This is a genomic window from Yoonia vestfoldensis, assembly GCF_002158905.1.
Taxonomy (GTDB): domain Bacteria; phylum Pseudomonadota; class Alphaproteobacteria; order Rhodobacterales; family Rhodobacteraceae; genus Yoonia; species Yoonia vestfoldensis_B.
On the sequence record NZ_CP021431.1, the window covers coordinates 1,710,812 to 1,724,276 of the forward strand.

The window sequence follows — 13,465 nt, forward strand, 5'->3', positions numbered from 1 at the left end:
GGACGAAGAATTTTGGGGCGCGCCAGTTAGTGGTCGTGATCGAACAGGTGATCCATCGTCACCGAGGGCTGGGCGCAGCCCGCCTCGCCCACGATCCGTGCGGGGACACCGGCCACGGTTTTCATCGGCGGCACATCATCCAGCACGACAGAGCCTGCCGCGATCCGGCTGCAATGGCCGACCTTGATATTGCCCAGAACCTTGGCCCCTGCCCCGATCAGCACACCATTGCCGATCTTGGGATGGCGGTCGTCATCTTCCTTGCCGGTGCCGCCCAAAGTGACCGAATGCAGCATCGAGACATTGTCACCGACAACGGCGGTTTCCCCGATCACCACCGAATGGGCATGATCGATCATGATGCCTTTGCCCATCCGTGCGGCGGGGTGGATATCGACGCCAAAAACCTCGCTGACCCGCATCTGGATGAAATAGGCCAGGTCGCGCCGCCCTTGGGTCCACAGGTAATGGCCCAGCCGATACGCCTGCACCGCCTGAAAGCCCTTGAAAAACAGCAAAGGCTGGATCAGCCGGTGGCAGGCCGGATCGCGGTCATAGATCGCCACCAGATCGGCGCGCGCGGCCAGCGCCAGCGCCGGTTCCGCGGCATAGGCGGCATTGGCGGTTTCGCGCAAAATCTGTTCGGACATTTCCGCCGAGGCCAATTTCAGCGAAATCCGATAGCCAAGCGCTGCGGCGAAAGTCGCATGATGCAGCACGCCGGCATGGACCATCCCGCCGATCAACGGCTCAGAGATGATCGCATCCTCGGCCTCTTGGCGGATGCGGTGCCAGACGGGGTCAAGCTCGGTCAGGGCGGGTTTGGGCTGGCGCATGGCATCGGTCCTTTGTGCAAGGTCTTCTTTGTAGCCCAGATAGGGGGGCTGCGCCAATATCAAAGCTGTCATCGCCCAGATCACAAATCGTGATGGCCACAAAGGCCAAAGATTGCAGGTAATCGCGCGTCAGCACGGGTGGGCGCGGCGCGATGGGCAGGCGCGCCAACGCCGACATCAGCGTGCCGGTGCCGTGGACAGGATGCGCGCTGCCGGTGATCGCATGATGCGCGGCAGCCTGCCCTGCGGCCTGCAGCACCCGGCCCAGCGCGGCACCGCGCTCTGCGGCGGGCAGCAGCAGCATGGCCCGCGCCGCCAGTTCCAGATCGGCCAGCTGCAACCCCCTCATCCGATGATCCGCGCGGTAAAGGGGCCGGGGCCGAAACGGTCCGACACTTGCGCCACTTCGATACGGTAAGCCGCCCCGCCATGATCAGCCGCGATCAGGCTTGCGGGGTAATGCCACAGCGGCGCGTCCAGACTGACGCTGCGCCGGATGATCCCGTCACGGATCACGCGCAGCTGATAGGCCTCGACCGCCTCGCCCAAGGGCACCTCGCCCGCGCCCCAAAGATCGCCGTCGATCCGGCTGCAGCGGATCCATGACAGATGCAGCCCATCCACAGCCTGACGCGCGCGCAGATGCGCCACCGGATAGGGGCGCAGCCCGTTGCCCTTGAAAGCCGCCACATCATAGCGAAAACTGGGATCACCCAAAGGCCGCTTGGCTGGCCCATAGCGGAAATGCCTGTCCTGCCCGCGCGCCGAGGATGGCAGCACCAGCTGATCGACACGCGTATCCAGCACCACGATGCGCGCCCCCGCTGGCCACAGGTCCGGCATGATCCCGCGGCTGCCGGCCTGGCCACGCAACAGGCCCTGCAGCCGGAAGGCATGATCGCCCAAAGGCGTGGCATCGCGGAATTGCAGCACTTCCCAGGCGTCGGGCGATCCATCGCCGATGGCCAGCAGATTGGCCCCCGCCAGCACCGCCTGCGCCGTGGCACTGCCCAGCGCACCCTGCATCAGCCGCAGATCAAACCCCGCCTGCCGGTCCCAGAGCCCTGCCCGCCCGCGCGCCAAAGGCGTCAGCGTCTCGCCCATGCCGGCCGGGTCGCGGATGATGTCCTGCAAAGCGTAATCGCTGTCCTGTGCGGCGCTGTAAACAGCGACAGAGCCGGGCCAGGGTGCGCCCGCGATGGCCAGATGCGGCGCATGGGGGATTTCATCGCCGCGCAACAGCGGCAGATCAAGAAACAGCAATTCCACCGGCACGGGCGCGGCAAAGGGTTGCAGCACGGCGGGCTGATCCTCGGACCGGCCGGGCTGGTAGGTGCTGGCGCTGATCCGCGTGGCTTCGATCACTTGCAGGCCGGATTCCTCGATCCGGTCGATACGGTAATCCCCCGCATGATCCGGCAGCGCGAGGCTGACTACATCGCCCGCCCCCAGCGCGCGCGAGGGCGGCAGCGCGAAACGGATGCTGTCGCGCGCGACGCGGGCCTCTTGCAGCCAGCGGGTGGCGATATCGCGGCCTTCGGCGCGGGTCAGCGCCAAGGGCAATTCGTGATGCGCCACGGCCAGGCTGGTGGCATCGGCATGGGCGGCATCGGCGGCGGCGGGGGCGTAATCGCCATCGGCATCCAGATGCAGCACCTGCACCCGCTGCGCGGTTTCAGAGGCAGGCGCGCGGGTCAGCGCAAAAGCCTGATCCTGTTCGGGATCAAGCGCCAGATCGGCCATTCCCAGCTGCGCGCTGATCCGCGCCCTACGATTGCGAAAGACCAGCAGGCCGCCGGTTTCGACCGCGTCAAACCCATAGGCCAGCATCAAGGGCTGCAAGGCGGCCCGGCCAGTGCCGATCCGGTCGATCACATAGCCGCGCACAACCCCGAACAGCCGCGACACATCATAGGCCGCGATCCCCGCCGCATCACAGATTGCCGCAACAACCGCCGCCAGCGGCAGGTTGGTGGCCCGCCCGTTCAACCAATGGCCGCGCGCATAATTGCCCGCATCCGCCCAAAGCCCGCGATTGGCCGGAAAGAACGGATAGGGCCGCGCATCCCATGCCCAGACATGCATCCGGCCTGTATCGACCATCGGCCCGCCATAGACGGACGAGACGGGATTATTGGCAGGGTCGGCATAATGCTGCGTCATCGCGCGCAGATATTGCATCTGCATCAGATCATCGCGCTGGCCGTTGGAATAATGCGGCAGACCGGATTCCGATGATTTGGCATCCAGAAACTTGTTTGGCTGGTTCGCGCCCTTGTCGATGGCGGCACAGCCATATTCGGTAAACCAGACCGGTTTGGACTGCGGCACCCATGCGGTGGGGGTGGCACTGCGCACACCCCCCAGGCGGTCATGATGCGGCTGGCCCCACCAGTTCACCAGATCTTTATAGCGCCAGATCCACGGCTCGCCCAGACCATCGGTGATGGGTTCACGGCGTTGGGCATCGCGGGCCTCTGGTGTGGGATAGAACCAGTCATAGCCTTCCCCCCCCGCGATATTGCCACGCAGATAGGCCAGATCATGGATCGCGCCTGCAGCGGCATCGGCATGGCTGTCGCCATCGCGCCAATCGGCCAGCGGCATGTAATTGTCGATCCCGATGAAATCCACATTCGGATCAGCCCAGAGCGGGTCGAGGTGAAAGATCTTGTCCTGCGTCCCTGCGGGCTGATATCCGTGATATTCCGACCAATCGGCGGCATAGCTGATCTTGCAATCCGGCCCCAGAATGGCGCGCACATCAGCGGCCAGCGCGCGCAAGGCCGCCACGGCGGGAAAACTGCCATCCGCCCCGCGCACCTGCGTCAGCCCGCGCATTTCCGACCCGATGCAAAAGGCATCGACCCCGCCCGCCGCCGCACACAGATGCGCATAATGCAAAATGAACCGCCGGTAGCCGCCATTGGCGGGGCCGGTGTAATCGACCCGCGTGCCTTGGACGCTGAAATGCGCAGGTTGCGCTGCGCCCATGAAGGCCGCGACCTCTGCCTGCGCTGTCGCGGTGCCGTTGCCCGCCGCCGTAATCCGCCCGCGCCAGGGCAAGGCGGGCTGGCCAATCTCGCCGGTCCACGGGTCGGGCAAGGTATTACCCGCCAGCTGTTCCATCAGGATGAACGGATAAAACACCGTGGCAATGCCGCGCGCGCGCTGGTCCACGATCGCCTGCACCACGGATGCATCCGCAGGCGTGCCGCCATAGACCGGCGCGCCTGCGTCAAAGGCCACGCGCGCCGCTGCCGTGCGCGTCAGGCCCGACACGCGCCATGGCATCGCCTGTGCATCGACATCCTTCTGTTCGACCTTGGGCAGCAGGCTGCAATCGCCACAGCGCAGATCATCGCCAAACCAGGACACCACCAGTACCAGGGATTTGCAGGCGGGCAGATCGCCTTGCAGCGCCTCCATCGCATGGATGTAATCACTCTGGCCCGACGGCGCATTCATATTCACCGCCACCTGTGCGCCATAGCGGGGCGACAGATACACAGGCCGCGTCGCCAGCCCGTATTCGCCCGTTCCCGGGATCAGCGCCACGCCTTGCAGCGCATCGGCCAGCCCGCCCTCCGGCCCGCGCTCCGGCCCACCCTGAGACCCGCTGTCAAGTTCTGCGCGGATCACCTCGAAGGTCAGCTGCGGGATGCGGTTGCCATAGGCGCCCAGGTCCAGATCCTCGCAAAGCACATAGGCCGTGCCACGATAGGCCGGCACATGGCCCGCGCCCTCGATCGCCTCCATCAGCGGGTCGGGCTGTTGATCGGCGCTGCCGGTATAGATGCGCAGGTTCAGATCCTCTGGCGCGATTTCCACCCCATCGGCCCAGATCCGCCCGACCCGGCTGATCGGCCCCTGGCACAAAGCCACGGCAAAGCTGACACGGTAGCTATAGGTGGTGGTCCTTGGCGCGGATGGCGCGCCTTTGCCGCCGCCGGTCGTGGTGCTGGATTGGGTGAAATGGCTGGCCCAGATCACCTGCCCGCCCACCCGCATACGGCCGTAAACCTGCGCGATATCGCTGCCCTCGGCAGCCCCTGTCAGGCGGAACCGGTCGATGCGGCCGGTCTCTACCGCCAGGCTGCCCGCGCCCATCAGGCGTTGGTCGATCCGCGCGCCTATCATCGCCCCCGCAGCACGTCCCGCGACCGCCATCGACAGGCCCATCACGGTGCCGCCGATGGACCCACCCAGCGCCAGACCCGCCGCCGAAAGAAGAATCGTTGCCATATCAGGTGATCCTTTGTGCAAAAAGAAACCGCGCCGCGATCCGGCGCGCCCAAGGCGTGCTCAGCGGGCTTTCAACCACGCCATGCCCGCTATAGGCATGGATAAAGGCCGGGGCCGCCCCCGTGGCCGAGACCAGCCCCAGATGTTTGGCCACCCCGCCTGCGCGCATCCGAAACAGCAGCACATCGCCCGCGGCCAGCGGACCGGTCGCAAGGGGCATATGGCGCAAGGCGGCCTGCCACAGATATTCCTGTCCCTGCGGTTCGGACCAATCGGGGCTGTAGGCCGGAACCTGTTCCGGCTCTGCCCCGTGCAATTCACGCCAAAGCCCGCGCAAAAGCCCCAGACAATCGCAGCCGATCCCGCGCGCGGCGCCTTGATGCAGATAGGGCGTGCCGATCCAGCGCCGCGCGGCCAGTACCACGGGGGGCGTCATGGGTTGCGCCGGCTTTGGCCGGTCAGATTGCTGTCGCTGCGCGGCACGGCGACCAGCCAATCATCGCCCGGAATATCGGGAAAGCCTTGAAAATTCGCCAGATTGGCAAATTTCACGCGGCAGGTCAGCGCGGCCTTGTCGCAGCCAGCGGTCAGGCGCAGCAGATCATCACCCCCCACGCCCGCACGGATCGGGTCCCACAGCGTAATCTCGCGCACGCCCTCCAACAGCCGGTCGGATTTCACCACCGCCGACAGGCCAGCGGCAGCACCGGTCATGACCCGCAGCTGGCCCGCTTCGAACCAGCCATCATTGAACATGGCCTGCCCGGCAAAACGGAACACGCGGTTATCCTGCACCGCGACAGGCCTTGCGCTGAACTGATAGGCCGGATCATCCAGCGCAAAGCGGCAGCGCGCATCGCCCAGCACGGCGGAACATTGCGTCAGATAGCTGCGCCCCTGCGGCTGGTTCAGCGGCTCTGTCTGCCCGCGCAATTCGGCCTGAAACCCGCCCTTGGCGCGGGTGATCTCGCCCAAGGTCCCTGCGAATTGCAGCGCGCGCGCGGCCACCGCATCCCAGCGCACAAGCCAGATGCGCAGCCCGGCCCCGTCATAGCGGCCTGCGGTGATATCGGCCTCGGATATCGCATCCGAGGACAAAGCCCCCAAAGCATCGGTATTATTCACCGACAGCCCCGTGGTGCTGGACAAGGCCCGCGCCGACAGCCCCGATTCCGGTGCAAAGCGGATACCCTCAAAGGTCAGCGGCAGATCGTGGTCGGTGAAGCCCAAGGTCACACCGTCAAGGCGCGTCACCGCCCAGCAATGGCAGGTCTGCGTCGCCCCGCCCGCCAGATGATCGGCCAGCGCGGTCATATCCGCACCTCGATCACCGGCACATCGGGGGCCTCGCCCGCCTGAAAGCGCGACATCGACGTGCGGATCGTATCGGTGGCAAAGCGCACCGGCACGTCAAATTCAAAGCCTGCCCTGATTTGCGCGCCGATATCGGGCGGATCGGTAAAGGTGACGATGCCCGTCGTGACATCGACGCTGTAATCCACGCCCGCCACCATCGGATCGCCCCCGCGACTGACGCGGATCGAGCCTGCGACGGGTTTGGTGATCGGGCGGATATAGCTGGTCTCGCCCGACCGATAGGTCTTGGACAGCTGAAATTGCGTCGTGATCTCGTCGCCCAAGCCGATCAACTGGTCCGGCCCCGCAATATCCTGCGACGGCAGGCAGGATTTGTAATCGGACCAATCTTTCCAGCGAAAGCCGATCAACTGGCCCTGACGCGCCTCGAAAAACGCGATCAGGGTGGCCAGATCATCCAGCGCGCTCAGCCCCAGCCCCGCGTCATAGCGCCTGCGCGCATGCGCCCAGGGGGTGTTGCGTTCCTCATATCCATTGGCAAGGGTGACCACCTCGGTGCGCCGTTCCGGCCCGCCACTGGCGCCGAATGACAGGTTGGCGGGAAATCTGATCTCGTGAAACATCGTTTTGGTCCTTAGCTGTTGCGCTGGCCGCGCTGCATGGCGCGCGCCATCTGCTGGGCGATCTGCGACTGGCTGCGCTGAAAGCCCTGCACATCGGGGGTGGTGATATGCATGGTGACGCTGACCGCGCCGCCTGCGCCGCCGCGCACACCCAGCCGCCCGTCGGGGCCGCGCGCCAAGGGCATGATCGCCTCTGGCCCCGCCTCGCCCATCAATCCGGTGCCGCCGCGCATCGGGAAAGTCGTGGGGCTGGACACGATGCCACCCTTGGCGAAAGGCATGACGCGGCCTTGCGAAAAGGGCGCGCCATCGGCGAAGGGCATCAGGCCGGACACAAGGCTGTTCAGCCCGCCCGCCAACATGCCGCCGAAATGGTCGGTCACCGGTTTCAGCGCGGCGGTATAGACCGTGCCCGACATCGACCGGCCCAGCCCGGCAAAGACATCCGACAGGCTTTTGCCATCCAGCACCAGCCCATCGAGCGCGCGGCGCAGCCCCTGCGAAAACCCCCGTTCCAGATGGCCCAGATCGCGGGTCGTGTCATGGAGCGCGCTTTGCGTGCCGCGCAATTGCGCCTCAAAGGCGGCTGTGACGGCCGCGGTATCGCCCAGGCTGCGTTCCAGCGCGGAAATATCGCTGTCAAAAGCATCCAGCCGGTCAAGATCGGTCATTTTCATCCCCTTTCGGATCATCGGGAAAGGCGCGCGCCAGCGCATCAAGCCCCGCGCGCGTCATCGGCGCTGGTCCCGCCTGCGCGCCCAGCATCAGGTGCAATTCCGCAGGCGTCAGCGCCCAAAAGGCGGCAGGCGACAGGCGCAAATTGCAAAGCCCCGCGCGCATCAACCCCGGCCAATCCAGCGGCGTCATTGCGGCACCGTGAAAGCCCGCGCCAGCAGCGTTGCGGCCAGTTGCGCGGCCCCCATCGGCCCGCCCGGAAAATCCACCGCCAGCAGATCATCCGCCTGCCCGCGCCAGCCACCCCCGCGCAAGCCCGCCACGATCACCGCCATGACATCGCGGCTGGAAAAGGCGCAGGTTTCGAACCGTGCGACCAGATCGACCAAAGATCCGGCCTGCAGGCTGGTTTCCAGTTCGGCCAGCGCACCCAGCGTCAGCTTGGCCTCGATCACGCTGTCACCGATGATGACGGCCACTTCACCCGCGAAAGGATTGGCCATCAGATCAGCGCCACGAATTGCAAAGCCCCCGCCGAGGCCAGCGCGATTTCATAGCTGGCCTCGCCGTTATGGCTGCCGGCGTACTCAATGCCGGTGATCTGGAACGCGCCTTGCAACGTGCCGAAACCGGGGATGATGACCTGAAAATCCGGCATCAACCCGCCAAAGAAAATCTGGCGCGCGCGTTCATCGGTATCGTCATCCTTGAACACGCCCGCGCCGGAAATCGCGGCGGTTTTCACACCCGCACCGCCCAGCAATTCGCGCCAGCCACCGCTGCTGTCCAGGCTGGTGACATCCACCGTTTCCGCATTCAGGCTGATCCGCGTCGCGCGCAGGCCCGCCAGGGTTTCAAACTGGCCATCGCCGGTCATGTCGATCTTGATCAGCAGGTCTTTTCCGTTCTGGGCCACCATTGGGGCTCTCCTTTATGATCGGGGGTTAGTCGTCATCGGCCACGCGGGCGCGAAAGGTCAGGGTGATCTGGCGCATATTGCCGCTGCTGGTGCGCAGCGCCTTGGCCTTGGTAAACCGCAGGCTGACCAGCGTGCCGCGCGACAAGGCCAGCGGCAGATCCAGCAGCGCATCGCAAACGGCACCGGCAGCGGCCTTGGCGCTGGCGAAACCGGCGGCCTCGCTCAGCACATCGATGTTCAGCGCGTGATCGGCGCCATTGCCGGTCTTGTCGGACGCATCGCGCACATCCTCGGTGCCCAGCACCACATAAAGCGGCGGCAAAGGCCCTGCGGGGACCGCATCATAGATCGCGGCCCCCACCAGCCCCGCCAGCGCCGCATCAGCGGCAAGGCGCGTATAGACCGCCGTTTGCAGGGCGGCTGCGACAGCATAGGTCATGTGGCGATCTCCTCATGCGCGGTGCAAGCGAGGTAAAGCCCCTTGGCATCGGCCTCGGTCACGGCGGCAATCGCAAAGAGCCGCGCGCCCTGGCGAAAGCGCTGTCCGGGCTGCGGGCGCGAGGGCGCGCCATCGGGGGCGGCGCGCAGGATGATCTGGTAAGGCACGCGGGACAGGCTGGCCGACAGCGCCGCAGCCTCGCGCCCGGTGCCGGGTTTGATCGCGGCCCAGACCCGGCCAAGCGCCTGCCAGTCGCTGGTGAACCCACCCGCACCATCGGGGGTCTGCACACGGTGTTCCAGCACCAGCGCGCGGGTCATCTGCGGAATGCTCATGCCCGCCCCCCCAATCGCAGCACGCGGTAAGGATCAATCAGCGCCGTGACCCCCGCAGGCACCCGGCCATGCGCGCCGCCCAGATCATGGCGGGCATCGTAATGATGCGCCGCCAGCATCAGGCTGGCCTGCGCCAGATCGGCGGGCAGGTCCGACCATTCCGGCCCGAACCCTGCCAGCAGCCCGATCCGCACCGCGCCATGCGGCGGCACAGCGGGCAACAGCCCGGCCCTGGCGACCAGCGCGGGGTGCGGCCCATCCGCGACCAGCGCCCATGCGGCCGGATCGGTCGGCGTTTCGCGGCCATCCTGCGCCACTTGGGTCACATGCGTGATGGCAGCGACGGGGGCTGCGGGCAGCAGCTGGCGCCGCGGATCGCGCCAGGCGCGCAGGGTCCAGCTGAAATCACGTTCCAACAGGATCTTGCCGATGCGCGCCTCGATCGTGGCCATGGCAGCACGCAGATGGCGCGACAGCAGCCCGTCCTGATCGGCATCATCGGCAAAGCCCGTGGCAAGGCGCAGATATTCTTTCAACTGCGCCACCGGCAAGACCGCGTCTGACACCGGGGTTTCTTCGACTAACATCATGGGTTTGCTCCGAAATTCATATGGCACTTCTGTCCCGGACACAGACCCGCCCCGCCATGCTCGACGGAAGGGGGGGCTGCTAGACATGGCAGGACAGGCCTGCATCCGGGGGCCGGGCCACGCGCAAAGGATCGCGCGCGCCCTATCGGGTCAGGCTTAGCTGACCGCGAATTTCAGCAGCTTGATCGCGGCGAAATCGCTGACCGCACCGCCCACGCGCTTGGTGGCATAAAACAGCACATGCGGCTTGGCCGAGAACGGATCGCGCAGCACGCGCAGATCGGGACGTTCGGCCACGGTATAGCCCGCCCCGAAATCACCAAAGGCAATCGCGGCAGACCCGGGAGCGATATCGGGCATATCCTCGGCGACCAGCACCGGATAGCCCATCAGCCGCGCAGGTTCCCCCGCGGCCAGACCGTCCGACCACAAGAACCGGCCGTCATTGTCTTTGAGCTTGCGGATCGTGCCGGCGGTCTTGGAATTCATCACGAATGTCGCATTGGCGCGGTAGACCGCCCCCAAAGCATAGACCAGATCCACAATCGGATCGCCCGATTGGATGCCGCCCGCAACGCCCGTAGAGACGAAACCGATATTGCCCCATTCCCAGATCTCGTTTTCGACCTGCGGATAGGTCAGCATGCCCTTGGGCTTGTCCAGACCATCGCCATTGATAAAGGCCCCCGCCTCGGAGCGGGCGAATTTATCCGCGATCCGGCCTGCCAGCCAGCCTTCGATATCAAAGGCGCTGTCATCCAGCAGACGCTGCGACGCCTTGGGCAAGGCCGAAAGTTCATGCAGCGCAATGCTGATCCGGTCGATCTGCGGCGTGGTGGTTTCGGTCAGAGTGCCGGTTTCCGTGGCCCAGCCCGCGCCCATTTCGCTGTGATCGACCAGCACATCATAGGATGTGGCATCCACCGTCACAACGCTGGCCACAGCCCGCAAGGACGCGGTCGAGGACAAAGTCCCCTTGATCGTCTCGGCGGTCTGCGGGTCCACCAGATAGCCCCCATCGGCCGCCATGGCCGAGGACATCGCCTTGCCGTCCAGATCCAGCCCGCGCAGGGCATCATCATCGCCCGAGCGCAGATAGGCGGCAAAGGCTTTCTGATGCGGCGCCTCGGGCGTGGCCCCTGTGGCCAGCGCACTGCGGGCATTCATCATGGTCTTGCGATCCAGCTTGTTCATGCGGTCATCCTGTCTTTGAAGTTTGGCCTGCAGGCCGTTGGTAAAAGTGGTGAAATCAGCCAGAAATCCGGCGATGGCATCGGTCAGTTCCGGCGCGGACAGATCATCTGCGATCCGGGCCTTGGGCACGGGTGTGGGCACGGGTGTGGTCATGGGGTTTTCCTTTGACATGCGGGGTTAAAGCGGGGGCAGCAGGCGGCGCGCCTGCGCAAAGGCGCGCGCAAGACGGTGCAGATCATCTGTGTTGCGGGCCTCGGCCTTGGCGGTGACACGGGCCTCGGGCAGCATCGGAAAGGTGACCAGCGACACTTCCCACAGATCCAGTTCCGACAGGCGGCGCGCGCCGCTGGCATCTTTATGGGCGCGCAGGGTGCGATAGCCGATGGACAGCCCGTCAATCGCCCCTGCGGCGATCAGGCTCGCGGCCTCGCGGGCGCGGGCGACATCGGTCAGCAGACGGCCCTTGACCCAAAGGCCGCGCGCATCCTCGACCACCTCGTCCCAGATGCCGATGGGCTGGGCCGGATCATGCTGCCAGAGCATCTTGATCCGGCGGCCCTTGGCCAGGCTGATGCGATAAGCGCCCGGCTCGACGATATCGCCGCCCTGGTCGGATTTGCCGAACAAGGAGGCATAGCCGCTGATCACCTGCCCGTCGGTGAATGTCACATGCTGGGGGCCGGTGCAGAATTTATGTTCCAGAATCATGATATGCCTTTGCTCAATGCTTTGACGATCTCCAGGACCAGCAGCGCCGCGCCAGTGCAGACCGCGATCCAGATGTGCCACGCCAGCCGCGCGACGGTGCTTTCGATCCGGCCCAGGCGCAGATCGACCTGCGCGAACCAGAAATCCGATGCCGGCGGCGGCGGCGCGCGGCGCTGGCCGCGCAGGGTAATCACCTTGTCATCCATGCTGGCCGACCTCCTGCGCGGGCAGGCCCAACAGGCGGCGCCTTTCCGCATCACTGAGGAACGCAGCCGCCCCGACCCGCGCCCACAGGCTGTCGCGCTCATGCGACAGCGCGGCGATCTGGTCGCTGTCAGGGCGGATCTCGATGCGCTGGCCGGAAAAATCCGACAGCCAGTCCGCGATGACCGATGCCACGCGGGTCGCCAAAGGCAGCACCGTCAGGCGGTAAAAGGCGCGGTTGGCCTCTTGGTAATTGGCATAGGTCGCGTCACCGGGAATCCCCAGCAGCATCGGCGGCACACCAAAGGCGATGGCAATCTCGCGCGCGGCGGCCTCCTTGGTTTTCTGGAATTCCATATCCGAGGGCGAAAACCCCATCGGTTTCCAATCCAGCCCGCCTTCCAGCAGCATCGGCCGGCCCGCATTGCGCGCGCCCTGGTGCTGGCTTTCCATCTCGCTGACAAGGCGGTCATATTGATCGCTGGTCAACGCGGATTGACCATCCGCGCCGCGATAGACAATCGCACCCGAAGGCCGTGCCGCATTGTCGAGCAAGGCCTTGGACCAGCGTGAGGCGGCATTATGCACATCAATCGCAGCGGCACAGGCCTGGAGCGCGGAAAACCCGTAATGATCATCCTGCGGATGAAAGCTTTTGACATGGCAGATCGCAGAATGATCCTCGGCAACGGCAAAGCGGTGCTTGCGGCCATCGACATTATATTCATAGGCCATGGGCCAGCCATCGGGTCCGGGCACCACCGCCATCCGGTCCGAGCGCAGCACATGGATTTCAGCGGGCAGCGCATCGCCCGCCACCGCCTCCAGATAGCCATTGCCGGTCAGCAGCAGCTGGCCAAACAGGGCCTCCAGCAATTCGGCGCGGCCCTGGGCGGCATTGGGGCGCGCCAGCAGCGCCTGCACCGGGTGGTGGTCATAGCGATGGTCATCATCCTGCACGAGTAGCGGGATCGCGGCGGCGGCCTCTGCTATCAGGCGCACGGCGCGAAAGCCGACCGGATTGCCCAGAAACCCGGTCCGCGTCAGCGAAACCACATCGCGCGGCGACCAGGCGACGCGGCCCGCCCCCTGCAGCGCGACCACGCGCCCGGTGGCCGACGTTTTGACCTGGGCTGGCGCGGGGGGTTTGCGGTTCAGGAAATCAAACATCTTTTCTCCTCGAAACGATCATTGCGACGTTGCAAGAAGCCTAGCGCAGCAGGTTGAGGATGCGGTTACAGCAGCGTACGGTGGGGGTTGCGGCGCTGCGCCAAAAAACTTTTGGGCCTCCGGCGGGGATATTTGGGCTCGGAAGATGGGCAAGGGTGCGCCTTGCCCCTGCCTTCTTTTTTCCAAAAATACTCCCGCGCGGCGCGCCCG

17 protein-coding genes are annotated in these 13,465 nt (G+C 65.5%); all 17 read right to left on the bottom strand.

Annotation, left to right across the window (positions count from 1 at the left end; translation table 11 throughout):
- Positions 1-26: 26 nt before the first annotated feature.
- Complete coding sequence (gene cysE, locus LOKVESSMR4R_RS08415) at positions 27-836, bottom strand: serine O-acetyltransferase (protein ID WP_087207453.1); 810 nt, start codon at positions 834-836, stop codon at positions 27-29.
- The gene (locus tag LOKVESSMR4R_RS08420) at positions 802-1,185 is read right to left on the bottom strand and encodes a hypothetical protein (protein ID WP_087207455.1); all 384 of its coding nucleotides are present in this window, start codon (positions 1,183-1,185) and stop codon (positions 802-804) included. The genes cysE and LOKVESSMR4R_RS08420 overlap by 35 nt, the downstream gene beginning before the upstream one ends.
- Positions 1,182-5,081, bottom strand: coding sequence for a baseplate multidomain protein megatron (locus LOKVESSMR4R_RS08425; RefSeq protein ID WP_087207457.1), 3,900 nt, complete (start codon positions 5,079-5,081; stop codon positions 1,182-1,184). The genes LOKVESSMR4R_RS08420 and LOKVESSMR4R_RS08425 overlap by 4 nt, the downstream gene beginning before the upstream one ends.
- A gap of 1 nt (position 5,082) precedes the next feature.
- On the bottom strand, positions 5,083-5,517 hold the full coding sequence (locus LOKVESSMR4R_RS08430) for an NlpC/P60 family protein (protein ID WP_087207459.1): 435 nt from the start codon (positions 5,515-5,517) through the stop codon (positions 5,083-5,085).
- Positions 5,514-6,395 (bottom strand): DUF2163 domain-containing protein, encoded by an 882-nt coding sequence (locus LOKVESSMR4R_RS08435; RefSeq protein WP_087207461.1) that lies wholly within the window; start codon positions 6,393-6,395, stop codon positions 5,514-5,516. The genes LOKVESSMR4R_RS08430 and LOKVESSMR4R_RS08435 overlap by 4 nt, the downstream gene beginning before the upstream one ends.
- Positions 6,392-7,021 (bottom strand): DUF2460 domain-containing protein, encoded by a 630-nt coding sequence (locus LOKVESSMR4R_RS08440; RefSeq protein ID WP_087207463.1) that lies wholly within the window; start codon positions 7,019-7,021, stop codon positions 6,392-6,394. Before LOKVESSMR4R_RS08440 ends, LOKVESSMR4R_RS08435 begins: the two co-directional genes overlap by 4 nt.
- Before the next feature lie 11 nt (positions 7,022-7,032).
- Complete coding sequence (locus tag LOKVESSMR4R_RS08445) at positions 7,033-7,692, bottom strand: phage tail tape measure protein (protein WP_087207465.1); 660 nt, start codon at positions 7,690-7,692, stop codon at positions 7,033-7,035.
- Entirely contained in the window at positions 7,679-7,888 is a 210-nt protein-coding gene (locus tag LOKVESSMR4R_RS08450; protein WP_087207467.1) for a rcc01693 family protein, read from the bottom strand. The genes LOKVESSMR4R_RS08445 and LOKVESSMR4R_RS08450 overlap by 14 nt, the downstream gene beginning before the upstream one ends.
- Positions 7,885-8,199 (bottom strand): gene transfer agent family protein, encoded by a 315-nt coding sequence (locus LOKVESSMR4R_RS08455; RefSeq protein ID WP_087207468.1) that lies wholly within the window; start codon positions 8,197-8,199, stop codon positions 7,885-7,887. The genes LOKVESSMR4R_RS08450 and LOKVESSMR4R_RS08455 overlap by 4 nt, the downstream gene beginning before the upstream one ends.
- Positions 8,199-8,615, bottom strand: a complete 417-nt coding sequence (locus LOKVESSMR4R_RS08460) for a phage major tail protein, TP901-1 family (RefSeq protein ID WP_087207470.1) — start codon at positions 8,613-8,615, stop codon at positions 8,199-8,201. Before LOKVESSMR4R_RS08460 ends, LOKVESSMR4R_RS08455 begins: the two co-directional genes overlap by 1 nt.
- A 25-nt stretch (positions 8,616-8,640) precedes the next feature.
- Positions 8,641-9,054, bottom strand: coding sequence for a DUF3168 domain-containing protein (locus tag LOKVESSMR4R_RS08465; RefSeq protein ID WP_087207472.1), 414 nt, complete (start codon positions 9,052-9,054; stop codon positions 8,641-8,643).
- Positions 9,051-9,389 (bottom strand): head-tail adaptor protein, encoded by a 339-nt coding sequence (locus LOKVESSMR4R_RS08470; RefSeq protein WP_087207474.1) that lies wholly within the window; start codon positions 9,387-9,389, stop codon positions 9,051-9,053. The genes LOKVESSMR4R_RS08465 and LOKVESSMR4R_RS08470 overlap by 4 nt, the downstream gene beginning before the upstream one ends.
- Positions 9,386-9,979 carry a head-tail connector protein gene (locus tag LOKVESSMR4R_RS08475; RefSeq protein ID WP_087207476.1) on the bottom strand — a complete coding sequence of 198 codons (594 nt, stop codon included), beginning with the start codon at positions 9,977-9,979 and terminating at the stop codon, positions 9,386-9,388. The genes LOKVESSMR4R_RS08470 and LOKVESSMR4R_RS08475 overlap by 4 nt, the downstream gene beginning before the upstream one ends.
- Positions 9,980-10,135: 156 nt before the next feature.
- Positions 10,136-11,326 carry a phage major capsid protein gene (locus tag LOKVESSMR4R_RS08480; RefSeq protein WP_087207478.1) on the bottom strand — a complete coding sequence of 397 codons (1,191 nt, stop codon included), beginning with the start codon at positions 11,324-11,326 and terminating at the stop codon, positions 10,136-10,138.
- 24 nt (positions 11,327-11,350) lie between these two features.
- A complete protein-coding gene (locus tag LOKVESSMR4R_RS08485) occupies positions 11,351-11,881 on the bottom strand; it encodes an HK97 family phage prohead protease (RefSeq protein ID WP_087207480.1) in 531 nt (176 codons plus the stop codon).
- Complete coding sequence (locus LOKVESSMR4R_RS08490; protein WP_087207483.1) at positions 11,878-12,087, bottom strand: hypothetical protein; 210 nt, start codon at positions 12,085-12,087, stop codon at positions 11,878-11,880. The genes LOKVESSMR4R_RS08485 and LOKVESSMR4R_RS08490 overlap by 4 nt, the downstream gene beginning before the upstream one ends.
- The gene (locus LOKVESSMR4R_RS08495; RefSeq protein WP_087207485.1) at positions 12,080-13,255 is read right to left on the bottom strand and encodes a phage portal protein; all 1,176 of its coding nucleotides are present in this window, start codon (positions 13,253-13,255) and stop codon (positions 12,080-12,082) included. Before LOKVESSMR4R_RS08495 ends, LOKVESSMR4R_RS08490 begins: the two co-directional genes overlap by 8 nt.
- Between the last annotated feature and the right edge of the window lie 210 nt (positions 13,256-13,465).